The organism is Streptomyces sp. NPDC052236 (genome assembly GCF_044548015.1).
Classification (GTDB): domain Bacteria; phylum Actinomycetota; class Actinomycetes; order Streptomycetales; family Streptomycetaceae; genus Streptomyces.
This window is the reverse complement of the sequence record NZ_JBIUBL010000001.1, coordinates 758,048-780,794: the sequence shown is the minus strand read 5'-3', so window position 1 is coordinate 780,794 and position 22,747 is coordinate 758,048. Positions and strand designations below refer to the sequence as shown.

Sequence of the window (22,747 nt, the reverse complement as noted above, 5' to 3'; positions counted from 1 at the left end):
GATCCCGGTTGATTGCTGTCGGTTACTTCTGTGGGGCGGGGGTCGTGGCCGTCGCCCCGATTCCCTTGCCGTTCGCCGCGGTGAGGGTGAGCCCGCGGTGTCCCAGTTCGTAGGTGACCGTCCCGTCGTCGAGGACCTTGATCAGCTCGCGCTCCAGGTTCATTTCCGGTCCCGGGCACAGCATGCGCGTGGTGGCGAGGCTGCCGAAGGTGATTTTCGAGCCGGAGACCTTCGCGGTGCTGGTGAAGGTGTTGCAGCCGAGGCTGCCGCGTACGGTGCCGTCCTTGCCGAAGGTCAGGTGAGCCTTGTTCTCCGTACCGGCGGGCAGTGAGGACGCGGTTTCGCCGGAGACGAGGGAGGTCACCGACCACTCGGTGCCCACCAGCGGGGCCGGGCGCTCGGCGGTCAGCGCTATCGCGTCGCCCTTCTCGGTGGTCAGGGTGAGCGTGCCGTCGCTGAGCTTCGCCTTGAGCTTGCCGAAGAAGGCGGCCCGCAGGGCGTTCTCGAAGCTCTGGATGTTCTCCTCGCAGCCCATCTCGGTCATCTCGCCCGGGCCCACCGTGATCGTGTCGCCCTTGACGGTGACATCGGCGCCGAAGTGGTTGCAGCCGTAGTTGCCCTCGGCGCGGCCCTTGGGGGTGATCTCGACATGGGCGCCGGCCGGGGCCGCGGACTTCTTGCCGTCGACGGTGAGGCTGTCGACGGACCAGTGGACGCCGGTGAGGGGCAGGGCGGTCGGGGTCGGTCCGCCGCCGTCTGCGCCGTCGGCACTGTCGGCCGGCCCGGAGCCCGACTCCGAGCCGCAGGCGGCCAGGGCGAGAACAGCGGCCACGGCGGTCACGGCGTTCATGGGAATGCTCAGCTGCTTACGCATACCGGTGGGACGGAGGAGGCCGGGCTCCGGTTCCGCGCCGGTTCCGCGCCGGTTCCGCTCCTCTCGCCGCTTCAGCCGAGGATGGGCAGCAGACCCGACAGATCGGCGCGCTCGCCGCTCGCGCTCACCTTCGCCGCTTCGACGGCCTCGCTCCACTGCGTACGCCCGGTGGCGAGACGTATCCAGGTCAGCGGGTCGGTCTCGACCACATTGGGCGGGGTGCCGCGCGTGTGCCGCGGCCCCTCAACGCACTGCACGACCGCGAACGGCGGTACGCGCACCTCCGTCGACGCGCCCGGTGCCTTGACCGCGAGCGCGTCGGCGAGCAGCCGGGTGCAGGCGGCGAGCGCCTGGCGGTCGTACGGGATGGAGAGCCCCGCCGCGTCGTTCAGGTCGTCGGTGTGGACGATCAACTCGACGGTGCGGGTCACCAGAAAATCGCCGAACCGCATCGCGCCGAGGCGGCTCGCCAGCAGCCGGTCGTCGGGGACGGCGGGCAGCAGCTCCCGGAGGCGGGCGACCGTACGCGCGTACAGCTCGACGGTTTCCGCGAGGGTCGATGCGGCCGCGATCTCCTTGACGCCCTCATCGACCTGTCCGGCGAACCTGACCGTCGCGAACGGATAGTCCAGCAGAGTGACCTCCTGGGCCGCGGGCTCCGGCAGCGCGAGGCTCCTGCTGATGCTCCCGATGGTCATGGCGATGTGCGCGGCCAGCTCGCGCACGGTCCAGTCCCCCAGGCGGGTGGGCAGGTCGAACTGCGCGGGCGCGAGCGAGCCAACAGCCTGCCGTACGTGCTCGAACTGGGCGAGGACGGCGGCGCGTGTCCGGGCGGGGTCGTAACTGCGTGTGCGCTTCTTGGCCGGTGGCATACCGGGAGGGTAGTGCGAGGCCTTCGAACTCGGTCGATCAACTGAACCCCTGCCCGGGCACACACCCGGGCAGGGGCTCAGACGACGAATCCGGTCACCGGATCGATCAGCGGATCACACCAGCAGACCGGGGATGGTCTCCTCGTGCGCCTTACGGAGCTCGCTCAGCGGCAGGCTGAACTCGCCCTGGACCTCGACTTCGTCCCCGTCCACGACTCCGATGCGCGTCGCGGGCAGACCCCGCGCCCCGCACATGTCGTTGAACCGGAGCTCCTCGCTCCGCGGCACGGCGACGACCGCACGCCCCGCCGACTCGCTGAGGAGGAAGGTGAAGGCGTCGAGCCCGTCCGGCACGATCAGCCGCGCGCCCGTACCGCCGCGCAGGCACGATTCCACGACCGCCTGGATCAGACCGCCGTCCGACAGATCGTGTGCCGCGTCGATCATGCCGTCGCGCGAGGCCGAGATCAGGATCTCGCCGAGCAGCTTCTCCCGGTCCAGGTCCACGGCCGGCGGCAGCCCGCCGAGGTGGTCGTGGACGACCTGCGACCAGGCCGAGCCGCCGAACTCCTCGCGTGTGTCGCCCAGCAGGTAGAGGAGCTGGCCCTCTTCGCCGAAGCCGATCGGCGTACGGCGGGACACGTCGTCGATCACGCCGAGGACCGCCACGACCGGCGTCGGGTGGATCGCCGCCTCGCCCGTCTGGTTGTAGAGCGAGACATTGCCGCCCGTCACCGGCGTGCCCAGCTGGAGGCAGCCGTCCGCGAGACCGCGTGTGACCTCCGCGAACTGCCACATGACGTCCGGGTCCTCGGGCGAGCCGAAGTTCAGGCAGTCCGAGATCGCGAGCGGCGTGGCGCCGGAGGCGGCGACATTGCGGTACGCCTCGGCCAGCGCGAGCTGTGCGCCCGTGTACGGGTCGAGCTTCGTATACCGGCCGTTGCCGTCGGTCGCCATGGCCACGCCCAGATTCGACACCGCGTCGATCCGGATCATGCCCGCGTCCTCGGGCTGGGCCAGCACGGTGTTGCCCTGCACAAAACGGTCGTACTGGTCGGTGATCCACGCCTTCGACGCCTGGTTCGGCGACGCGACCAGCTGGAGCACCTGCTTGCGCAGCTCCTCCGAGGTGGCGGGGCGGGGCAGGTTGTTCGCGTGGTCCGCCTGGAGCGCGTCCTGCCACTCCGGACGGGCGTACGGACGGTGGTACGTCGGTCCCTCGTGGGCCACCGACCGCGGCGGTACGTCCACGATCTGCTCGCCGTGCCAGAAGATCTCCAGCCGCTCGCCCTCCGTCACCTCACCGATGACGGTGGCGATGACGTCCCACTTCTCGCAGATCTCCATGAACCTGGCTACCTTGTCCGGCTCCACGATCGCGCACATGCGCTCCTGCGACTCGCTCATGAGGATTTCCTCGGGCGAGAGGGTCGCGTCACGCAGCGGGACGGTGTCGAGCTCGACCCGCATACCGCCGGAACCGGCGCTCGCCAGCTCGCTCGTCGCGCAGGAGAGCCCGGCGCCGCCGAGGTCCTGGATGCCCGCGACCAGCTTCTCCTTGAAGATTTCGAGCGTGCACTCGATGAGGAGCTTTTCCTGGAAGGGGTCGCCGACCTGGACGGCGGGCCGCTTGGCCGGGCCCGTGGAGTCGAAGGTCTCGCTCGCGAGCACCGATACGCCGCCGATGCCGTCGCCGCCCGTCCGGGCGCCGTACAGGATGACCTTGTTGCCGGGGCCCGACGCCTGCGCGAGGTGGATGTCCTCGTGCCTCATCACGCCGATGCAGCCCGCGTTGACCAGCGGGTTGCCCTGGTAGCAGGCGTCGAAGACGACCTCGCCGCCGATATTGGGGAGGCCCAGGCAGTTGCCGTAGCCGCCGATGCCCGCGACGACGCCGGGCAGCACCCGCTTGGTGTCGGGGTGGTCGGCGGCGCCGAAGCGCAGCGGGTCGACCACGGCGACCGGGCGGGCGCCCATGGCGAGGATGTCGCGGACGATGCCGCCGACGCCGGTGGCCGCGCCCTGGTAGGGCTCGATGTAGCTGGGGTGATTGTGCGACTCGACCTTGAAGGTGACCGCGTATCCCTGGCCGACGTCCACGACGCCCGCGTTCTCGCCGATGCCGACGAGCAGGGCGTCGTTCTCCGGCATCTTCTCGCCGAACTGCTTCAGATGGACCTTGCTGCTCTTGTACGAGCAGTGCTCGGACCACATGACGGAGTACATGGCGAGCTCGGCGCCGGTCGGGCGGCGGTCCAGGATCTCGCGGATGCGCGCGTACTCGTCCTGCTTGAGGCCGAGGTCCTTCCAGGGCTGCTCGGCGTCGGGCGTCTGGCCCGCGTGCTTGACGGTGTCCAGAGTCATACGTTGACCAGCTTCTTCAGGATCGAGGTGAAGAATCCGAGGCCGTCGGTACGGCCGGTGCCGATGAGCGGCTCCACGGCGTGCTCGGGGTGCGGCATCAGTCCGACGACATTGCCCGCGGCGCTGGTGATGCCCGCGATGTCGCGCAGCGAGCCGTTGGGGTTGCCGTCCAGGTAGCGGAAAGCGACCCGGCCCTCGGCCTCGAGCTCGTCCAGGACGTGCTCGGCGGCGACGTACCGGCCCTCGATGTTCTTCAGGGGTACTGAGATTTCCTGGCCGGTCTCGTAATCCGAGGTCCAGGCGGTGTCCGCGTTCTCCACCCGCAGCTTCTGGTCGCGGCAGATGAAGTGCAGGTGATTGTTGCGGAGCATCGCGCCCGGCAGCAGATGCGACTCGGTAAGGATCTGGAAGCCGTTGCAGATGCCGAGTACCGGCATACCCGCACGCGCCTGGTCGATGATGGTGTCCATCACCGGCGAGAAGCGGGAAATCGCTCCGGCGCGCAGATAGTCGCCGTAGGAGAAACCTCCGGCCAGCACAACGGCGTCGACCTGCTTGAGGTCCTTGTCACGGTGCCAGAGCGAAACCGGCTCGGCGCCGGCCAGCCGGATGGCGCGCAGGCTGTCCTGGTCGTCGAGCGTGCCGGGGAAAGTGACGACGCCGATACGGGCGGTCACGACTCCACCTTCACGATGAAGTCCTCGATGACGGTGTTGGCGAGGAAAGTGGAGGCCATCTCATGGATGCGGGCGAGGGCGTCATCATCGACCGGACCCTCTACCTCCAGTTCGAAGCGCTTTCCCTGACGTACGTCCGCGATCCCCTCGAAACCGAGGCGCGGCAGTGCGCGCTGCACCGCTTGTCCCTGCGGGTCGAGGATCTCGGGCTTGAGCATGACGTCGACTACGACGCGTGCCACGGGCACTCCCGGTGGTGTGTAGCGAGGCGATGGCGGTTCCCTCAGCGTACCCGGCTGAGAAATCTACGCGAGTAGATATCCATGGATAACACCGGAACACCGTGCAAAAATCCAGCGAAAAACCGCCCTGCCCATTGCCGCCGGACACGCGGATGTAATTGGCTGGGCTTCACAATGCGCTACCGACCGCTGTACAAAGGAATACAGAGGAAAGCAGCATTGCCCCTCAACAGCCGGAAAGCCGGTATCTCCGCATGTCGGAAGCGACGTCGCAAGCGACGGCGGAGCCGACGCCAGAACCGGTGATACCGCAGGAAAGGACCGATATCCGTGGCTCAGCGAGTAGTGGTCACGCTCTCCGACGACATGGACGGCGGAGAAGCGGCGGAAACGGTCGCGTTCGCGCTGGACGGGAAGTCGTACGAGATCGACCTCAATCCGTCCAATGCAAAGAAACTGCGCAAGGCGCTGGCGCCGTACATGGCGGCGGGCCGCAGGCTGCCCAACGTAAGCAGGCACGACAGGTCCCGCATCTCCTACCGGCACACCACGCTCGAGCCCGCGCCGGCGGCCGTGCGGGCGTGGGCACAGTCCAACAAGATGGACGTGCCCGCGCGCGGCCGGATCCCCAAGCGGGTCTACGAGGCGTTCCGCGAGGCCAGTTGAGGGGCCCGCGGGGGCTCATGGGGTGGGTCGCCCGACTCCGAGTTGCAAAGCACCCCTGCTGATCGGCTAGAGTTCGGAGCACGCCGAGGGGCGAGGCCGAAAGGTCCCGCCTCACGCAGCGTGCGGGTGTAGTTCAGTAGTAGAACATCCCCCTTCCAGGGGGAAGGCGCAGTGTGCAATTCCTGTCACCCGCTCTGCATCGCTTTACCGGCCACCGAGGTGGTTCGGGTAGAGTGGTGGGAGCAATGCGGACGTAGCTCAGTTGGTAGAGCGCAACCTTGCCAAGGTTGAGGTCGCCAGTTCGAACCTGGTCGTCCGCTCAGAGTGAAGGCCCCAGTCCTCGTGACCGGGGCCTTCTTCGTACGGCGTGTGTGACTGTGGCCACACTCGTCGTACGGCGGTACGTCTCCTTCCCCCGCGGGGTTGGGTATAGTAGGCATCGCGCTGCGGCGCATGCGGACGTAGCTCAGTTGGTAGAGCGCAACCTTGCCAAGGTTGAGGTCGCCAGTTCGAACCTGGTCGTCCGCTCAGAGTGAAGGCCCCGGTCCTGGTGACCGGGGCCTTCTTCGTACGTGGTCGCTACTGCGCTGCTACTGCCAGGTGGTGCGGGTCAGCAGCTCGTACGCCTCCAGATACTTGGCGCGGGTCGCGGCGACGATCTCCGGCGGGAGCGCGGGCGGCGGCTGCTCGCTCTTGCGGCTCCAGCCCGAGGCGGGCGAGGTCAGCCAGTCGCGGACGTACTGCTTGTCGTACGACGGCTGGGCGTGGCCCGGCTCCCAGGTCGCGGCGGGCCAGAAGCGCGAGGAGTCCGGGGTCAGCACCTCGTCGGCGATGATCAGCCGGTCGCCGTCGAAGCCGAACTCGAACTTGGTGTCCGCCAGGATGATGCCGCGCTCGCGGGCGATGTCGCGGGCCCGGCCGTAGACGGCGAGGGTCGTCTGCCGCAGCTGGGCGGCGACGTCGGCGCCGACCTGGCGGGCCACCACCTCGTAGCTGACGTTCTCGTCGTGGTCGCCGACGGCGGCCTTGGTGGCGGGCGTGAAAATCGGGGCCGGGAGTTCGGAGCCGTCGCTGAGGCCCTCGGGCAGCGCGAGGCCGCAGACGGTGCGGGAGTCGTCGTACTCGGTGAGTCCCGAACCCGTGAGGTAGCCGCGGGCGACGCACTCGACGGGGATCATGCGGAGGGACTTGCAGACGAGGGTGCGGCCGGCCCAGTCCTCGGGGGCGCCGGCGGGCAGCTCGGTGGAGATGACGTGGTTGGGGACAAGGTCCTCAAGGCGCTCGAACCACCAGAGCGAGAGCTGGGTGAGGACGCGCCCCTTGTCGGGGATCTCGGTGGGCAGCACCCAGTCGTACGCGGAAATGCGGTCGCTGGCGACCATGACGAGGTCGCCCTCCTCATTCTGGTACAGGTCACGCACCTTGCCGGTGTGCAGATGGACCAGGCCCGGCACCTGAAGCGGCTCGGGCTTTTCTACGAATCCGGACACGGTTCCTCCCCGCGGTTCTGTGCAACGGATCCAATTCTCCCGTATGCGGGAAAGACGGGCCTGATCAGGGGGTACTAGGCGCTAAGGCCAGCGCTTGCAGATGCGGTCGAGAAGGTTGGCGGTCGCCTTCTGCACCCGGGTGTCGACATGGCCGGGCCGGTCCAGCGCCGGGGACCAGGCGAAGGTGCCCGACGCGAAGACCAGCGCGCCGGAGGGTGCCCGGTAGAGGGAGGTCTCCTGGTGGCGGACCGTGCCGTCGCTGTCCGGGTAGGGGGAGTGGGCGAGCAGGATCCGGTCCTGGTGGTCGGGGAGGACGGTGCGCGGGAAGTAACGGTCCGCCTCGCCCGCGACCAGTCCGGGCAGTTCGTCACCCTCGCCCGCGCCGGTCGCCTCCCACAGCCAGTGCTCCGCGTTCCGTACGACCAGGGGGCGCGGCTCGGGGACCCGTCCCGCATACTGAATGCCCATCAGCTGCTGCTCGGGCCGGTCGATTTCGCGCCAGAGGGCGGGCTTTCCGGGGCCGCGGCGCTTGCGGCAGGTGAGGAGGCGGTCGGGGACGCCGGAGGCGGAGGGCCCGAGCTCGACCTGCCAGTACATGGTGTTGGCGGAGAGGAAGACGAGCGAGGTGCCCTGGTCGCGGCCGAGCTCCACGGTACGGCGCATGGCGGCCGACCAGTACTCGTCGTGGCCCGGGAAGACCAGTCCGCGGTAGCGGGTGGGGTCGACGCGGCCGGCGTGCAGATCGCGGGCGTCGGCGTAGGCGAGGTCGTAGCCGTAACGCTCGGCCCAGCGGATGAAGTCGTATGCGTGGCCCACATGGAGGGGCAGGCCCGCGCCCGCGTAGGGACGGTCGAAGGAGACGGTGGTGGCGGCGTCCTCCTCGCCGAGGAGGCGGCCGTTCTCGTCCCAGGCGTGGTAGAGGCTGGCGCCGGTGCGGCCGTCCTCCGGGTAGAGGTTGTACGCCTGCCAGGTGATGTCGGGGAGGAGGAGCAGGAGGTCGGCGGGCTGGTCGTCGCGGACCGTGAAGGGGATGTGGGAGCGGTGGCCGTCGACGGTGGTGAGCACGGCGACATACGCGCCGACCGACCAGTAGTCGGGGATCTGCAACCGCCAGGAGAGCCACCAGTGATGGCAGGAGACCGTGCGGTCGGCGGTGAGCGGGGGCGGCTGGACGATGCCGGCGAGCCGGGGACTGGTGGTGATCTTGGCGGCCCCGTCGCCCGCGTAATGCCCGATCCGGTAGACGTCGACGGAGAACTGCTGGGGCGGGTCGACGGTGACGTGGAGATCGATGGACTCACCCGGGGCTGCGGCTCCGGTGGAGGCGAATCCTTTAATCTGGCGGTGTACGTCGTCGGCGGCACGGGGTCCGCCGGAACGGCCCTGGGCGAGGGTGGGATCGGCGTACCAGGGGACGACCTTCCCGGTTTCGCCGAAGTAGTGCTCGCTGCCGCGCAGCCAGGGGAGAGGGCCTTGCCCGAAGGGGTCCGTGACCGCGTGCGCGAGAGCGCCTGATTCCCACCGCCGGGTGTGTTCCGCCCCCATGATGCGCCCTCCCTCGTGACCCGGAACAAATCTGTGGCGCCGACTTGTTCAGCGCCGGTCTCCAGCACATCACATATCGGACGCACTCCGTCAGCGTTCGTCGGGAATTGACGTTAACGGAACCTGCGGTTCCAGGGCGAGTTGAGCGGACACTGTCCGCTCCGGGGCCTTCGGCACAGGCGAATCTCCGCTTAACTCCACTCACATGGCTCCCAGAGGTATCAGCCACTACACGAGCCTGACCGGCTTTTCCGGGCGGACGCCCAGCGAGCTCAGCCAGTCGCGCAGCGGTGTCGGGTCGCCGTCCTCGACCAGGCTCAGGACGGGGCTGCCCAGGTCCGCGCGGCGCCGGCCGTTGACCAGGAGGGCCGGGCCGTCGAGCCAGTCGAGGCCGGGGGCCGCGCCCGCGGTGTCGACCGCGGCGCAGCAGACCATCGCGGTGACATGGTCGGCGAGCAACTCGCGGTCCGTCCGCGGCGGCTGCAGCGGGAACAGTGGCAGCGGGTCCGCGCCCCAGCCGCTCACCGCGTCTCCCGGGCTGTGCGGTACGGACGGGGCCGCGGCCTCCTCGCGGGCGACTTCCGCGCTGATCCCGGCGGCAAGGGCGTCGGCGATGTCGGTGGGCGCGGGCTGCTGGGTCCGTGCGGCCTGTCCGGTCTGTCCGGTCTGCTCGGCGGGATGGGCAGGATGGGCGGGATCGGCAGGTGCGGCACGTTCGGTGAGGTCGGTGAGGTCGGTCGGGTGGGCGCTCCGGCCGGACATGTGGTCCATGACGCGTGTGAGTGTCGGCCCGTCGGGTCCGGTCCGCGGCGACGGCGGCACACCCAGGCCGTCCAGGACCCGGTGGAGGCGGGCCGCTTCCGTACGCCACTTCCGGTCGACCACTTCTTCCGGGTACTGATGCCAGTCCACCGGGGACCAGTCGGGGCCCGCCTCGGCCGGGCCGCCGTGGAACAGCCGGGCGGCCAGCAGCGACGCCGCCTCGTCCACCGCGCCGGGCTCCTCCAGCAGGTCACAGGCGGGGCGCTCGCCCAGCCGGGAGGCGAAACCCTCGGCGAGACGGTCACGGCGGGAGAGCTCGGTCAGGGCGGAGACGACGCCCGCGTCCAGGCGGGAGGGCCAGCGCCCCATGCGCCAGGCGGGCAGCGCGACCCGGGTCAGCAGCCGGTCCCAGCCCGCGTAGGCGAGGCCGACCTGTTCCTGGGCGACGATCCGCAGTCCGTAATCCACAGCCTGTGCACGCTCGGACGCGGCAGCTGCGACCCCGCGCTCCATCTCGGCGACATGGACCTGGCAGCCGCGCAGCAGCAGCCGGGTTATCTTGCCGACGAAGCCGAGCGCGAGCCCGCGTATCAGCCCCTGCCCGGGGCGCGCGGCGACCGCGACCGCGGCGTCCAGCCCTCGTACGAAACGGCGTGCCGCCGCTATGTCGGGGTGCGCGGAGGGCGCGGTCCCGGCCACGACAGGCGCCAGCACCGCCCGCAGCTCGGCGACCCGCATCCACCACAGGAACGGTGAGCCGATCACCAGCACGGGCGCCTCTGCCGTACGACGGCGGCGCCCGCCCCGTATCGCATGGGCCGGGTGCGTACGGTCCTCGAGCCAGCTGTCGCAGTCGGGGGTGAGGGCGAGGGCGGACGGGGCGGGCACCCCGAGGCGCTCGGCAAGGTCCCGCACCAGCCGGTACAGATCGGGGGCGGCCCGCTCCGGGAGTTCGACGGTCGGGCTGAGGGCCGGGCTCGCCCGTACGATCACGGCGGCGACGGCCGAGGCGAGCACCAGCACGATCACCGCGAAGACGGTCACCGCCCAGCGCGCCGCGTCCCAGCCACCGCCGCGCATACGGCCCATGGCGCCGCCGGCGAGCAGAACGACGGCGACGGCCGCGGGCAGCAGCGCCACGGCCAGCGCCCTGCTGCGGATACGGAGGACGGCCAGCGCCCGGGAGCGCGGGGCCTGTGCGCCCAGCGGCTCTCCGCTCTGGCTCCCGCTTCCGTTCCCGATACCCGTACCGAGACCTGACATGGCCTGATTCACCCCCTCTGCCCTGCGACGGCGTTGCTCACTCCCCCACTGTGGCACCCACCACTGACATCGCAAATGCCGGTGAGCCAAGTGCCGGAACGCATGCGCCGCACCCTAGTTGGGGGTTCCGCAGGCGTCATCCGGATGGATCAGCCGTCACTCGATGGAATGGCTTTGGGTAAAGGTGATGACGGTTTTCAGGCGCTGGGGGTTCACTCCCCAGCGGCCTCGCGTGCGATGTCCGTACGGTACTGCGAACCGTCCAGCCGGATCCGGGCCACCGCTTCGTACGCGCGTTGGCGGGCCTGGGTGAGGTCCTTGCCGGTCGCCGTGACCGACAGCACCCGGCCGCCCGCGCTCACGACCGCGTCCCCGTCGTGCTTGGTCCCGGCGTGCAGGACGTACGCATGGGGCGCGTCCTTCTCCGCGACGTCCGCCAAACCCTCGATCGGGTCACCGGTGCGGGGGGTGTCCGGGTAGTTGTGCGAGGCGATGACCACGGTGACCGCGGCGTCGTCGCTCCACCGCAGGGGCGGCTGGAGGTCAAGGGTGCCCTGGGCGGCATGGAGCAGTACGCCCGCGAGCGGGGTCTTGAGGCGGGCCAGGACCACCTGGGTCTCCGGGTCGCCGAAGCGGGCGTTGAACTCGATGACCCGTACGCCGCGGCTGGTGATCGCCAGCCCCGCGTACAGCAGCCCGGAGAACGGCGTACCGCGGCGGCGCAGCTCGTCGACGGTGGGCTGGAGGACGGTGGCCATGACCTCGTCGACCAGCTTGGGGTCGGCCCAGGGGAGCGGGGAGTACGCGCCCATGCCGCCGGTGTTGGGGCCCTGGTCGCCGTCGAGGGCGCGCTTGAAGTCCTGCGCGGGGGTCAGGGGGAGGACCGTACGGCCGTCGGTGATGGCGAAGAGGGAGACCTCGGGGCCGTCGAGGAACTCCTCGATGACGACGCGACCGCAGGCCAGCGCGTGCGCGCGGGCGGCGGCGAGGTCGTGGGTGACGACGACGCCCTTGCCTGCGGCGAGACCGTCGTCCTTGACCACGTACGGAGCGCCGAAGGCGTCGAGGGCCGTGTCGATCTGTTCGGGGGTCGTGCAAAGGTAGCTGCGGGCGGTGGGCACTCCGGCCGCCGCCATCACGTCCTTGGCGAAGGCCTTGGAGCCTTCCAGCACGGCGGCCTCGCGGGAGGGGCCGAAGCAGGGGATGCCCGCGGACCGTACGGCGTCGGCGACTCCGGCGACGAGGGGCGCCTCGGGGCCGACGATGACGAGCTCGGCCGCCAGCTCGGTGGCGAGCCGCGCCACGGCGGCGCCGTCCAGCGCGTCGACCGGGTGCAGCTGGGCGACCTCGCCGATGCCGGCGTTTCCGGGCCCGCAGTGCAGAGCGGTGACGTCGGGGTCGAGGGAGAGAGAGCGGCACAGGGCGTGTTCGCGGGCGCCGCCGCCGATGACAAGGACCTTCACGGCAGTCAGCCTAGCCGCCGGGGTCGGCCGTGCCTGTACGGGCCTCCGTGCGGGCCCCGTACCGGCCTCCGTAGGGAGGTCCGAGGAACTTCCCCCTAATCGTTCGTATATTCCTCCACGACGGTGGCGCCGAGCTCGCGGACGATGAGCTCGTGCCCGGAGAGGGCGGAGTCGACGAGGTCGGGGTCGTCCGCCTCCGCGGTGTCGTCCTCGGGGGCGACGGGGGGCGGGGTGTACGCCGGAGCCGGGCGCGGGGGCTCGGGCGCGGCGGGCGGGGCGGAGGCGGCGGGCGGGGAACCCGGCGAGTTGGGGCGAGGCGGGGGAGCCTGCGGGGCAGGTGCTGCCGGGGCCGCCCGGCCGCCGCTGTACCCGCCACCGCCACCGCCGCTGGAGGGCGGCTGGGCGCCGCCGCTGGGGCCGGAGCCGGTAGCCGGTCCGGAGCCGGGGGCCGGGCCGCCCGCGCCGCCCGAGGGATCGACAATCGCCTCGACCTTCCACTGCACGTGGAAATGCTCGGCGAGCGCCTCTTTCAGCACGCCCTCGCTGCCGCTGCTCGTGAAGTTGTCCCGGGCTCCGGCGTTGATGAAGCCGATCTGGAGGGTGGTGCCGTCGAACCCCGCGACCTGGGCGTTCTGGCTGAGCAGAATCCAGGTGAAGCGGCGGCGGTTCTTGACGGCCTCCAGGATCTGCGGCCACATGTTCCGTACCTGCTGGGCGCCCTGCCCGGCGGATGCGGGAGCAGCGGCAGCGGGTGCGACGGGCGCGGCTGCGGCCGGTCGGGCCTCGGCCTGCTGGGGTGCGGCGGCCCGCCCGCCCTGTCCGGGGCTCGACGCGGTGGGCCACCCACCGGGCCGCCGGGCGGGCTCGCCTGCGGGCACCGGGGCGGGTGCAGGGGCCGCGACGGGGGCGGGCACGCTTGCCTGCGGCACCGGCGGTACGGGCGGCAGGGGCGCGTGTGCCTGAGCCTCGGGCCCGGGGACGTACCCCATGGGTGGCCCGGTGCCGCTGGTCGAGAAGGTCGCAACCCCGCGCTCCAGCCGGTCCAGCCTGGCCCGTACGGACCGCTCGTCGTCAAAGGCGGCGGGCAGGAGGACCCGCGCACAGATCAGCTCCAGCTGAAGCCGCGGCGAGGTGGCCCCGCGCATCTCCGTGAGCCCGGTGTTCACCAGGTCAGCGGCCCGGCTCAGCTCGGCCGCCCCGAACACGGAGGCCTGCGCCTGCATCCGCTCGACCACATCGGCCGGGGCATCGATCAGTCCCGTACTCCCGGCATCCGGCACGGCGGCCAGGATCACCAGATCCCGCAGCCGCTCCAGCAGATCGGCGACGAAGCGCCGCGGGTCGTTGCCGCCCTCGATGACCTCGTTCACCACACCGAAGGCCGCGGCTCCGTCGCCCGCGGCAAAGGCGTCCACGATCGAGTCGAGCAGCGACCCGTCCGTATATCCGAGGAGGGCGGTCGCCATGGCGTACGTCACACCGTCCTCGGCCGCGCCCGAGAGGAGCTGGTCCATGACGGACATCGAGTCCCGCACAGACCCACCGCCGGACCGCACGACGAGCGGCAGCACGCCGTCCGCGACCGGGATGTTCTCCTTGCCGCACACCTCGCCCAGGTACTCACGGAGGGTCCCCGGGGGCACCAGCCGGAACGGATAGTGGTGCGTACGCGACCGGATCGTGCCGATGACCTTCTCGGGCTCGGTGGTCGCGAAGATGAACTTGAGATGCTCCGGCGGCTCCTCGACCACCTTCAACAGGGCGTTGAAGCCCTGCGGGGTGACCATGTGCGCCTCGTCGATGATGTAGATCTTGTAACGACTGCTCGCGGGCCCGAAGAAGGCCTTTTCCCGCAGGTCACGGGCGTCATCGACACCACCGTGCGAGGCGGCGTCGATCTCGATGACATCGATCGACCCGGGGCCGTTGCGCGCGAGGTCCTGGCAGGACTGGCACTCTCCGCAGGGGGTCGGCGTCGGCCCCTTCACGCAGTTCAGACAGCGGGCGAGGATGCGCGCACTGGTCGTCTTCCCGCACCCGCGCGGCCCGCTGAACAGGTACGCGTGATTGACCCGGTTGTTCCGCAGGGCCTGCTGCAACGGGTCGGTGACATGCTCCTGCCCGATGACCTCGGCGAAGGACTCGGGGCGGTAGCGGCGGTACAACGCAAGGGACGACACGCCTACGAGGTTATCGGGGCGGACTGACAAACGACGCCGCCGCGGGCGACTGACCGGTCACCCGGCGATCCACACGGGCGCGGCAGCCTGCGATCCGCACGGACGGCGGCGCTCGCAAACGCAAGGGCCCCCCACGCACCCGCCAGAGCCAACCTACCCTTGCTGCCTTCCGGCCCTGGGGGAGTTCAGTCAGATAGCGCCACGTGAGGGGCTGCGCCCACAGTACCTGATGGCCGGGGTCGGGAACGAGTTCGCTAGCACTGCCTGGCGTCTTGTATTGTTTGCGGCGGAGGATTCGCCTAGTGGCCTAGGGCGCACGCTTGGAAAGCGTGTTGGGGGCAACCCCTCACGAGTTCGAATCTCGTATCCTCCGCCATTGCTCTCACCGGGCAATACGACGAAGGCCCCGGCCGGGAAACCGGCCGGGGCCTTCGTCGCGCTCCGCTCGTGATCGCTCCCGCTACGATCACCGGTCATGGACTGGCTTGAGCGCGCCGCGAAGCTGAAGCAGTGGGCCGGAAACGGGACGCACGCTCCGCACAAGCCTCTCCTGCTCCTGTACGCACTTGGCCGGTTCCAGGAAGACGCCGATGGCGAGTTGCGGTACACCGCGGTGGAGGAAGACCTCAAACGGTTGCTGACCGAGTACGGCCCGGCCAACAGGACGACACCCGCCTGCCCCTTCCACCACCTGACCAGCGACGGGGTGTGGGAAGTACGTACCGACCGCGGGCCTGGAAGCCCCGGCAGCGGAGTGGGGGCACTCCGGTCGACGGGTGCCACGGGACGGCTGGCGCCCGAGCTGAGGGCGGCGCTGCGGCGGGAGCCCTCGCTGCTCGGCGGAATGGCACGGATGCTGCTCGATCAGCACTTTCCGCCGTCGCTCCACGGCGAGCTTTGCGAGGCCGTCGGTCTGGCACTGGAGCCGGCGGAGACAGAGCACCTTGCGTCGGCCGGGCGGCGGCAGCGGGACCGGGGGATGCGGGAGCTGGTGCTGACCGCCTACGAGTACCAGTGCGCCTTCTGCGGTTACGACGGCCGTATCGGGGCGGTGCCGGTCGGGCTGGAAGCCGCGCACGTGCGCTGGTGGGCGTTCGAGGGCCCGGCCGACGTGGACAACGGCCTGTGCCTGTGCGCGCTGCACCACAAGCTTTTCGACAAAGGCGTCCTCGGTGTCGGCGACGGCCACCGCATCCTGGTGTCCCAGCGCTTCGTCGGACGGAGCGCGACGGCCCGCGAACACGTGACAGCGCTCGCGGGCCGCCCGCTCATAGGCCCTCAACCGGGCACCCGCCCCATCGCGGCGGCCCACCGGTCCTGGCACAGCAGCCAGGTCTTCCACGGCACCCCACGCCCCGCGTCTGTGGCCTGATCGCGAGCCCGACGCTTCGCACCGCCGGGCTCGGCCTGGAGCCGGGACACCTCAAAGCAGGCCGACGCTCCGTCGTACGTGTTGTACGTGTTGGGCGGCGCAGGGGATTCACGAGACGCGCCGCTTCAGTTCACGCATATAACCCCACAAAACGTGTGTTATTCGTTCATGCACACACATACGCGGCGCAGCATCCTCGGTGCCTCGATCGTGGCCGCCGGCTCGGGAGCCCTGGCCGCCTGTTCCGGATCCGACTCCCGCCCGGAGTCCGGCGCGCAATCGGGGGCCGGGGCCACCGGCGACCCCGGCGGCAGCCACAGCGGCAGCCACAGCGGCAGCCACAGCGGCGGCGGGTTCGTCCCCAAGGGACCCAAGGGATATGTGAACCCGTCCGATCCCGAGGTCCTCGCCGCCGAGAAGAAACGCGGGTCCGGCCCCGTCCGCAGGTTTACGCTCACCGCCACCGAGACGTCCCTCGACCTCGGTGGGCGGACCGTCAGGTCATGGGCGTACGGCGACACCCTGCCCGGCAAGGAGATCCGGGTCACCGCGGGCGACATCCTCGATCTCACGCTCGCCAACCATCTGCGCGTGGCGACGACGCTGCACTCCCACGGTGTCCGGATGCGCTGCGACATGGACGGCGTACCGGACCTGACCCAGCACTCCATCAAGCCCGGCGCGGACTTCACCTACCGCTTCGCCATGGAGCACCCGGGCACGTACTGGCTGCATTCACACTCGGGCATGCAGCTCGACCGCGGCCTGTACGCCCCGCTGATCGTCGAGGACCCCAAGGAGCCGTTGTCCTACGACAAGGAGTGGGTCGTCGTCCTGGACGACTGGCTGGACGGCGTGGCCGGCTCCACCCCGGACGGCGTGCTCGCGCAGTTGCGCGACGGCAAGGCCTCGCCGATGGACATGGGTGAGGGTGAGGACGCCGCACACGACGGTGCCGACCACGACATGTCCGCAGGACCCTCACGCATCCTGCGGCACTCCCGCAGCCGCATGCTGCACGGCGCGGGAGGCAACGTCGACTACCCGTACTACCTGGTCAACGGCCGCCTACCAGAGGATCCCCCGGTTTTCCGGGCCCGCCCCGGGGACCGTGTCCGGCTGCGGATCATCAACGCCGGCGGTGACACGGCCTTCCGGGTGGCGCTGGGCGATCACAAGATGACGGTGACGCACACGGACGGCTACCCGGTCGAGCACAAGAAGACGGACGCGCTGCTGCTCGGCATGGCCGAACGCTACGACGTGCTGATCACCGCCAAGGACGGGGTCTTCCCGCTGGTCGCGCTCGCCGAGGGCAAAAAGGCGAGAGCCCTGGGAGTCCTGCGCACCAGCAGCGGAAAACTCCCCCGGCCCTCCGTGCATCCGGACGAGCTCGACGGCCGGGTCGTACCCGCCAGACGGCTCGTGCCGGACGAATCCGTGGCCCTCAGCGACCGCGACCCGGACCGCGAGCTGCGCATCAGACTGACCGGTGGCATGAAGGACTTCGACTGGAGCTTCGGCCACAAGCCCTTCTCCATCGAACAGCGCCATCCGGTCCGGGAGGGTGAACGGGTCCGCCTGACCCTCATCAACGCCACCGACATGTGGCACCCCATGCACCTGCACGGCCACACTTTCGCCCTCACCGGCATCAACGGGGCCGGAGCGCGCAAAGACACCGCCTACGTACTGCCGCACCGCAAACTCGTCGTCGATTTCTACGCCGACAACCCGGGCCTGTGGATGCTGCACTGTCACAACCAGTACCACTCCGAATCCGGCATGATGACCATCCTCGGCTACCGAAAGTGACGGCGCCCTCGGGAGATGGGAGTCACGGACACCATCTCCCAAGCGCCCGACGGCACCGATGCGTCAGAGGGAGACGGCGACGCCGGTGAACGTCGTCTCGGGCGTCTGAGGGCTCGTGAAGCGGGCGTTGACAAGGTAGAGGCGGTTGCCGAAGCGGGCGGCGGTGGTGGGGACGTCGAAGCGCGGGTCGGTGATCGTGCGGCGCAGGGTGGCGGAGCGGGCCTTGGCGTCGAGGTCGAACACGCCGATGAGGTTCTGCCGGTTCTGTACGACGTACAGCGTGCGGCCGATGCGGAAGAGGCCGTCGCCGTTGGCGACGTTGTCCGCGCCGTTCAGGGCGATCTCGGTGGCGTGACCGGTCTTGATGTTCACGTGGTAGAGCTTGCCCGGCGAGCTGCTGACGACGATCAGACCGCGGCCGTCGGGGGTGGTGACGATGCCGTTGGCGTTGTTCACATTGGGCGTCTGTACCCAGTCGCCGCTGAGCGGCAGGGCGCGGGTCGCGCCTTCGCGGCCGCGCGGTACGCCGTAGAGCACCGCGTCGCGCGAGTCGGTGAACCAGGCGCGGTCGCCGAGCAGGACGACATCGTTGATGAAGTGGCCGGTCGAATCGGTCAGTTGGTACGAGGTCACGAGCGCACCCGTGCGGGAGTCGATGACCCGCGCGGACCCTCCGCCGCCTCCGGAGACGTAGAGCAGGCCGTCGCGGTCCAGCTTCAGCCCGATGGACGCTGTGCCGGTCGCGCCCTCGTGGATGAACCCGCCCTTACCGGTGCGCAGATCGGTGCGGTAGATGGCGCCGTTGGCGCGCGAGCCCATGTAGGCGTACGGCTTTCCGCCGATGGCGATCCCCTCGGGGAGGAAACCGTTGGGGAGCGGGAACTCGGTCGGCCACGCGGCGGCGGCCGGGGCGGCGGAAGCGGCATTCGCCGTGCCGGCGCCCGCCGCCACGGTGAACGCGGCGACGGCGGCACCGCCGAGGAGGGTGCGCCGGGACGGCAGGGGGTGGTTCCGGGTCATGGTTCCAGGCCTCCGTGAAGAGTGGGGGTATGACTCTGCGAACTCATTAACTCAGCGAACTCGGGGAACTCGGGGAACTGCGATTCAACTCGGCTCCAGGTTCTGTCCGTTCGTAACGGACTGCCGCCTGCCGGAGTTCCCCGGCGCCCCGCCCGCACCTCCACACTCAACCGGCACTGCACCCCCTGACCAGCAAGGACAGACCGCCCTCTGGTTGCAATTCCGGGTGGCGTTCCCCCGGACGCCACGCAGGGCAGGAGAGCGGCCCAAGAGTCTCGCGCTCGGCGCACAGAGTGCCGCGCGGAGACTTCCTCGGTCCTGCGCCCCTGCACCAGCTTTGATGCGAGCGAGTTCCCGGTGCACTACCGCCATCAACGGACACACTCGGTCGAGAAGGACTGTATAGACGTCGCCTTGGATGATCACGTGATCAAGTTGCGGCGAGATTACGCCATCAGGTATTGGGCGATGGTGCCTCTTCCTAGCCTTCCGAGGAAGGGGGGCGAGGCGAGTAGTCGTCACGCTTCTCGTATCGGAGAGAACATCGCCGTATGCGCGGGAGGAAGCAGCATCATGGCAAGCGAAAGCGACGACAATCCGCCTGTGTACACCGAGATTGTCGAGGTGACGCCCGAGAAGTGCTCGAGCTGGATGGGCAAGCGGACGTGTAATCGCGTTCCCCTGAAGCGCTCCAACGTCGACAAGTTCAAGAACATTCTGCGCGGGGGGCAGTTCCGCACCACGCATCAGGGGTTTGCTCTCGACTGGCACGGCTGCCTCATCGACGGACAACACCGCGCCGCCGCGCTCATCGAGACCGATATGACGGTAACCGCGCAGGTCACGTACAACCTGCCCCCCGACACGTTCGCCGCTATCGACGGGGGCCGTGTCCGCACTGCGGGCGACTTCATCGCGCAGATCACCGAGATGAGGCAGAGCAACTCGAACGTGTACGGGGCCACGCTGAAGATTCTTGCCAACCGTGCGGCAGGCCTCCACTGGACACGGTGGACCAGCGGGCGGCTCACCGCCGAGCAGTTGCAGGAGCTGGTGGTGAAATGGCCGGTCGACGAGGAGCGCATCCTCCGCATGGTGGGCAAAGGAAAGCAGTGCCACGCCAGCGCGACAGGCCTGGCCGTCGCCTACACGATCATCACGGAAGAGTGGGCGGAGCACTTCGCGGACCTGTTCTTCAACTCCATCGGTGACATCAGTCGCGAATTTGTCGGACGTGACCCCCGGGCCATGTACACGAACACCATGCTCAATGTGAATCGGGGGATCGTAAGCCGGGACAGCGTGCAGCAGTCGGCGCAGGCCATCAAGGCGTTCAACGCTCTGGTGTCGGGAGAGTCCATCGGCACCCTGAAGAAGATGAAGATGGGCGGCGTCAAGATCATCGCGGATCGGCGGACCGGGGAGGAGGTCCAGCAGGAATACTTGGCGGACCGCTATCCGGAGGTCGTTCCGCCCACCATCAAGGTCAGCGATAAGTGGCTCGGGGACGACAGTGGAAAGCTCTTTGAATAGACGCGGACTTTAGGCGGCCAGGACCACCGCCTGTGCCCCCGAGGCAACGGTCGTGGTGATGGCCGTGCTCGTGGCCATCACCCGCTGACAGCCGTTACGGCGTGGCGCTGTGCCGTTCCTGGCACGAGCACGGCGGCACGCCTTGCAGGCATCTGGTCTGCACAGGGTGAGTGAGCCCCTGCCCGGGCACCGCAGCCGCTCACGTCTGAGCACACCCTCATTTTCTCCCCGCCGATGCCGGGCGACCCGGCTGCGGACCGGGTGAGGCGGCGGGCAGCGCCCACCCCTTGCGGACTGATCGGCGCCAGGCTCAGGGCTGCTGGAATTCCACCTCCGGGTTGGCCGACGACGGTCCATCGAGCAGGGGCTGTCGAATGCCGCGCAGGTGCAGATCGAAGAACGCCCCGACGTAGTCACGGGTGATCTCCCCGGAACGTCTTCCCGGCAGCGGCGCCGCGGGGTCGGTCAGCCCCAGCTGTTCGCCGAGAACCGGCAGGTCGATGAAGGAGAAGTGCCCGGAGTCGGCCACGGTCAGCCAGCGCTTCCAGCCGTCCAGGTGCGCCCAGGCGCCGTCCCAGGGGCGCACGCCGATACCCGGGCTGTGGCCGCCCTTCGTACCGAGCATCAGGAACGGCCTGCCACCGAGTCCGGAATCGGGCACCGGGGCGAAGAACGACCCGTCCATGTTCACGCCGGCCCGCACCCGCTGATCGGTAGCCATGGCCTGGGCGGCGCTGTTGCCGCCGATGGAGTGCCCGGCCGCTCCGATCCGCCGGGCGTCGATCATCCGGGCGTGCTGCCAGGACGGATCACGGCCTGTCAGCCGGTCCAGGACGAAAGCGATGTCCTTGGCACGGCCTTCGGCGGCGGCCTTCTGCCCAGCGCCGTCGCCGGTGTCGACCTGTTCGCAGGCGGCACAGGTAAGCATCCGCCCGCCCGGGAAGAGCGTGCCGAAGGATTCGTAGGCATGGTCGACCGTGGCGACGACGTATCCGCGCCCGGCCAGTTCTCCCGCGAGACCGGAGAGCGTGGCACGGGGCAGAGTGAAACCGGGTGAGAGCACCACCAGCGGAAATCTGCCTGACAGGGGCCGGACGGCGGCCTGCACGTGCGTGCGGGTCTCGCTGACCGTCTTCGCCGGTATCACTCCCTCCCGCCCGATGCCCTCCATCAGCAACTGCGCCTCTTCAGCTGTCATGTACGTCGCGGAACGGCCGGTTCCGGGACGTGCGGGGTAGTACATCGACACCATCAGCTCGCGCGCGCCCGCCTGAGGCATCCATGGATCCCGGCGGCTCTTGTCGATGAGGTGAAGCGAGTCGCGTCCGACCGCGTACGGCCCGGTCGGGCGGAGCAGTTCAAGCTGTACGGCGGAGGCGCGGCCGGGCGTCGGTGCGGCGGCGGCCATGCCTTCCGCCGCCAACGGCATCGACAGGCCGAACGCCAGCACGGTGGCGATCGATGCGCGACGCGTTCTGTTCGTGCGACGGCCGGCCGCCGCCCTGCCGCGACAGAGTTGGGTGAGTCGTTCCCTGAGCGAGATCATGCGGCGACGCTACGATCCCCGAGCCGTCCGGTTCATTGAGCGAACGGCAACGGTGAACCTTGACTTTCGTCAGGGCACGCGGCCTGACGAAGAGCCGCAGGGTCTGACGTGCCCGCCTTATGCCGTCTTCCTCAGCGACTCGATCGCCCGGGAGAGGCTGGCCGCGCCATGGCCCTGTTCGATCTGGCGCTCGAAGAGAGCGTGGAGCGGAGCGAGCAATTCCACATCGACGCCCTGAGCCCTGGTGGCGCTCAGGATGTTGGCCAGCCCCACCGTGTTGATGTCCAGGTTGGACGTCTCGGTCGTGTAGTCACCGGAGTCGATCTCCTGTGCGAAACCGGGCAGGGCGGCTGCCGCCGCGTTCAGCCACGGCACCAGCAGGGTCGTGATCTCTGTGGCCTTGATGTGTGCCGAGTCGCCCAGGGCCACCGCCTGGAAGAAGCCCGCGAACATCCCGTACATGCCGCTCAGCAGCGCGACGTCGTAGACCGACGCGAGACCGGCATCCGTTCCGACGAAGGTGCTGGAGCCCAGAAGGTTCAGCTGCTCCCGGTACGTCTCGAAGACGGCCGGCGAGCCGCTGTAGAGGACGAACGCCTCGTCCGTCCCGATGGTCTGCGGAACCGCGTAGACCGCGCCGTCCAGGTACTCGGCGCCATGTCCCGTCGCCCAGGCCGCCAGCTCGCGTGCCGGGTTCGGGGTGCCGGAGGTGAGGTTGATCAAGATGCGGCCGGCAAGGGCGTCGGCGGCAGGCGCGAGGACCTCCCGTACCGCCTCGTAGTCCAGTACGCAGACGATGACGAGGTCGCCCGCCGCGACGGCCTCGGCCGCGGTGGCCGCCCGGATCGCGCCCTTGGCGACGAGGCTGTCCGCCTTGGCCGGGGAGCGGTTCCACACGGTCGTGCGGTGGCCCTGCTTGAGGAAGGCCTCGGCCAGTACCTGCCCCAGGTTGCCAAGGCCGATGACCGTGACCGACTGCTTGGGCGACTGCTTGTCCGACTGCTTGGGCTCGATGTTCATTTCGGTCCTCCGTCGCGTTCCGGCTGATGAGGACACCTTGCTG

The 22,747-nt window shown here is 69.6% G+C and carries 17 protein-coding genes, 4 tRNA genes and 1 other RNA gene; 8 read left to right on the top strand and 14 right to left on the bottom strand.

The features are described from left to right. Positions 1-22 precede the first annotated feature (22 nt). The 5 genes from ACIHCQ_RS03720 to purS form a co-directional block, all read right to left on the bottom strand. Complete coding sequence (locus ACIHCQ_RS03720) at positions 23-874, bottom strand: META domain-containing protein (RefSeq protein ID WP_399657435.1); 852 nt, start codon at positions 872-874, stop codon at positions 23-25. Between the two features lie 71 nt (positions 875-945). Beyond that, positions 946-1,746 (bottom strand): sterol carrier family protein, encoded by an 801-nt coding sequence (locus tag ACIHCQ_RS03715; protein ID WP_399657431.1) that lies wholly within the window; start codon positions 1,744-1,746, stop codon positions 946-948. 114 nt (positions 1,747-1,860) lie between these two features. Continuing rightward, a complete protein-coding gene (gene purL, locus ACIHCQ_RS03710; protein ID WP_399657428.1) occupies positions 1,861-4,110 on the bottom strand; it encodes a phosphoribosylformylglycinamidine synthase subunit PurL in 2,250 nt (749 codons plus the stop codon). Then, positions 4,107-4,787, bottom strand: coding sequence for a phosphoribosylformylglycinamidine synthase subunit PurQ (purQ, locus tag ACIHCQ_RS03705; RefSeq protein ID WP_399657425.1), 681 nt, complete (start codon positions 4,785-4,787; stop codon positions 4,107-4,109). Before purQ ends, purL begins: the two co-directional genes overlap by 4 nt. After that, positions 4,784-5,029 (bottom strand): phosphoribosylformylglycinamidine synthase subunit PurS, encoded by a 246-nt coding sequence (gene purS / locus ACIHCQ_RS03700; RefSeq protein ID WP_399657422.1) that lies wholly within the window; start codon positions 5,027-5,029, stop codon positions 4,784-4,786. The genes purQ and purS overlap by 4 nt, the downstream gene beginning before the upstream one ends. Positions 5,030-5,359: 330 nt before the next feature. Between purS and ACIHCQ_RS03695 the strand changes: the two genes are divergently transcribed. From ACIHCQ_RS03695 to ACIHCQ_RS03680, 4 genes are all read left to right on the top strand, one after another. Next, entirely contained in the window at positions 5,360-5,695 is a 336-nt protein-coding gene (locus ACIHCQ_RS03695; RefSeq protein ID WP_399657419.1) for an Lsr2 family protein, read from the top strand. Between the two features lie 122 nt (positions 5,696-5,817). Next, positions 5,818-5,889 (top strand) — tRNA-Gly (locus tag ACIHCQ_RS03690). A 53-nt stretch (positions 5,890-5,942) separates the two neighbouring features. Next, positions 5,943-6,015 (top strand) — tRNA-Gly (locus ACIHCQ_RS03685). A gap of 135 nt (positions 6,016-6,150) precedes the next feature. Next, a tRNA-Gly gene (locus ACIHCQ_RS03680) sits at positions 6,151-6,223 on the top strand. Between the two features lie 62 nt (positions 6,224-6,285). On the opposite strand, the gene ACIHCQ_RS03675 is transcribed toward ACIHCQ_RS03680, so the two are convergent. From ACIHCQ_RS03675 to ffs, 6 genes are all read right to left on the bottom strand, one after another. Then, positions 6,286-7,185 carry a phosphoribosylaminoimidazolesuccinocarboxamide synthase gene (locus ACIHCQ_RS03675; protein WP_399657416.1) on the bottom strand — a complete coding sequence of 300 codons (900 nt, stop codon included), beginning with the start codon at positions 7,183-7,185 and terminating at the stop codon, positions 6,286-6,288. An 81-nt stretch (positions 7,186-7,266) separates the two neighbouring features. After that, positions 7,267-8,730, bottom strand: coding sequence for a N,N-dimethylformamidase beta subunit family domain-containing protein (locus ACIHCQ_RS03670; RefSeq protein ID WP_399657413.1), 1,464 nt, complete (start codon positions 8,728-8,730; stop codon positions 7,267-7,269). 228 nt (positions 8,731-8,958) lie between these two features. Continuing rightward, entirely contained in the window at positions 8,959-10,755 is a 1,797-nt protein-coding gene (locus ACIHCQ_RS03665) for a hypothetical protein (RefSeq protein WP_399657410.1), read from the bottom strand. Positions 10,756-10,967: 212 nt separating this feature from the next. Further along, on the bottom strand, positions 10,968-12,218 hold the full coding sequence (purD, locus tag ACIHCQ_RS03660; RefSeq protein ID WP_399657408.1) for a phosphoribosylamine--glycine ligase: 1,251 nt from the start codon (positions 12,216-12,218) through the stop codon (positions 10,968-10,970). A 95-nt stretch (positions 12,219-12,313) separates the two neighbouring features. Continuing rightward, positions 12,314-14,398, bottom strand: a complete 2,085-nt coding sequence (locus ACIHCQ_RS03655; protein WP_399657405.1) for a DNA polymerase III subunit gamma and tau — start codon at positions 14,396-14,398, stop codon at positions 12,314-12,316. A gap of 119 nt (positions 14,399-14,517) precedes the next feature. Further along, an RNA gene (gene ffs / locus ACIHCQ_RS03650) (signal recognition particle sRNA small type) lies at positions 14,518-14,614 on the bottom strand. Between the two features lie 72 nt (positions 14,615-14,686). On the opposite strand from ffs, the gene ACIHCQ_RS03645 reads away from it, so the two are divergent. The 3 genes from ACIHCQ_RS03645 (at position 14,687) to ACIHCQ_RS03635 (ending at position 17,585) form a co-directional block, all read left to right on the top strand. Then, positions 14,687-14,774: transfer RNA gene (locus tag ACIHCQ_RS03645), tRNA-Ser, on the top strand. Positions 14,775-14,873: 99 nt separating this feature from the next. Next, positions 14,874-15,770: a phosphorothioated DNA-binding restriction endonuclease gene (locus ACIHCQ_RS03640; protein WP_399657401.1), complete on the top strand. Its 897-nt coding sequence runs from the start codon at positions 14,874-14,876 to the stop codon at positions 15,768-15,770. Positions 15,771-15,938: 168 nt separating this feature from the next. Next, complete coding sequence (locus ACIHCQ_RS03635; RefSeq protein WP_399657398.1) at positions 15,939-17,585, top strand: multicopper oxidase family protein; 1,647 nt, start codon at positions 15,939-15,941, stop codon at positions 17,583-17,585. Between the two features lie 63 nt (positions 17,586-17,648). On the opposite strand, the gene ACIHCQ_RS03630 is transcribed toward ACIHCQ_RS03635, so the two are convergent. Beyond that, positions 17,649-18,605 carry an SMP-30/gluconolactonase/LRE family protein gene (locus ACIHCQ_RS03630; RefSeq protein WP_399657396.1) on the bottom strand — a complete coding sequence of 319 codons (957 nt, stop codon included), beginning with the start codon at positions 18,603-18,605 and terminating at the stop codon, positions 17,649-17,651. Positions 18,606-19,178: 573 nt separating this feature from the next. Between ACIHCQ_RS03630 and ACIHCQ_RS03625 the strand changes: the two genes are divergently transcribed. After that, positions 19,179-20,138 carry a hypothetical protein gene (locus ACIHCQ_RS03625; protein ID WP_399657393.1) on the top strand — a complete coding sequence of 320 codons (960 nt, stop codon included), beginning with the start codon at positions 19,179-19,181 and terminating at the stop codon, positions 20,136-20,138. Positions 20,139-20,448: 310 nt separating this feature from the next. On the opposite strand, the gene ACIHCQ_RS03620 is transcribed toward ACIHCQ_RS03625, so the two are convergent. Beyond that, positions 20,449-21,684, bottom strand: coding sequence for an alpha/beta hydrolase family protein (locus tag ACIHCQ_RS03620; RefSeq protein WP_399657390.1), 1,236 nt, complete (start codon positions 21,682-21,684; stop codon positions 20,449-20,451). A 117-nt stretch (positions 21,685-21,801) separates the two neighbouring features. Beyond that, on the bottom strand, positions 21,802-22,704 hold the full coding sequence (locus ACIHCQ_RS03615) for an NAD(P)-dependent oxidoreductase (protein ID WP_399657387.1): 903 nt from the start codon (positions 22,702-22,704) through the stop codon (positions 21,802-21,804). Positions 22,705-22,747 lie beyond the last annotated feature (43 nt).

Coding starts and splice junctions, on each gene's coding strand:
- ACIHCQ_RS03625 (WP_399657393.1), top strand. CDS start 19,179: ATGGCAAGCGAAAGCGACGACAATCCGCCTGTGTACACCGAGATTGTC.
- ACIHCQ_RS03620 (WP_399657390.1), bottom strand. CDS start 21,684: ATGATCTCGCTCAGGGAACGACTCACCCAACTCTGTCGCGGCAGGGCG.
- ACIHCQ_RS03630 (WP_399657396.1), bottom strand. CDS start 18,605: ATGACCCGGAACCACCCCCTGCCGTCCCGGCGCACCCTCCTCGGCGGT.
- ACIHCQ_RS03640 (WP_399657401.1), top strand. CDS start 14,874: ATGGACTGGCTTGAGCGCGCCGCGAAGCTGAAGCAGTGGGCCGGAAAC.
- ACIHCQ_RS03665 (WP_399657410.1), bottom strand. CDS start 10,755: ATGTCAGGTCTCGGTACGGGTATCGGGAACGGAAGCGGGAGCCAGAGC.
- ACIHCQ_RS03715 (WP_399657431.1), bottom strand. CDS start 1,746: ATGCCACCGGCCAAGAAGCGCACACGCAGTTACGACCCCGCCCGGACA.
- purL (WP_399657428.1), bottom strand. CDS start 4,110: ATGACTCTGGACACCGTCAAGCACGCGGGCCAGACGCCCGACGCCGAG.
- ACIHCQ_RS03670 (WP_399657413.1), bottom strand. CDS start 8,730: ATGGGGGCGGAACACACCCGGCGGTGGGAATCAGGCGCTCTCGCGCAC.
- ACIHCQ_RS03720 (WP_399657435.1), bottom strand. CDS start 874: ATGCGTAAGCAGCTGAGCATTCCCATGAACGCCGTGACCGCCGTGGCC.
- ACIHCQ_RS03615 (WP_399657387.1), bottom strand. CDS start 22,704: ATGAACATCGAGCCCAAGCAGTCGGACAAGCAGTCGCCCAAGCAGTCG.
- ACIHCQ_RS03635 (WP_399657398.1), top strand. CDS start 15,939: ATGCACACACATACGCGGCGCAGCATCCTCGGTGCCTCGATCGTGGCC.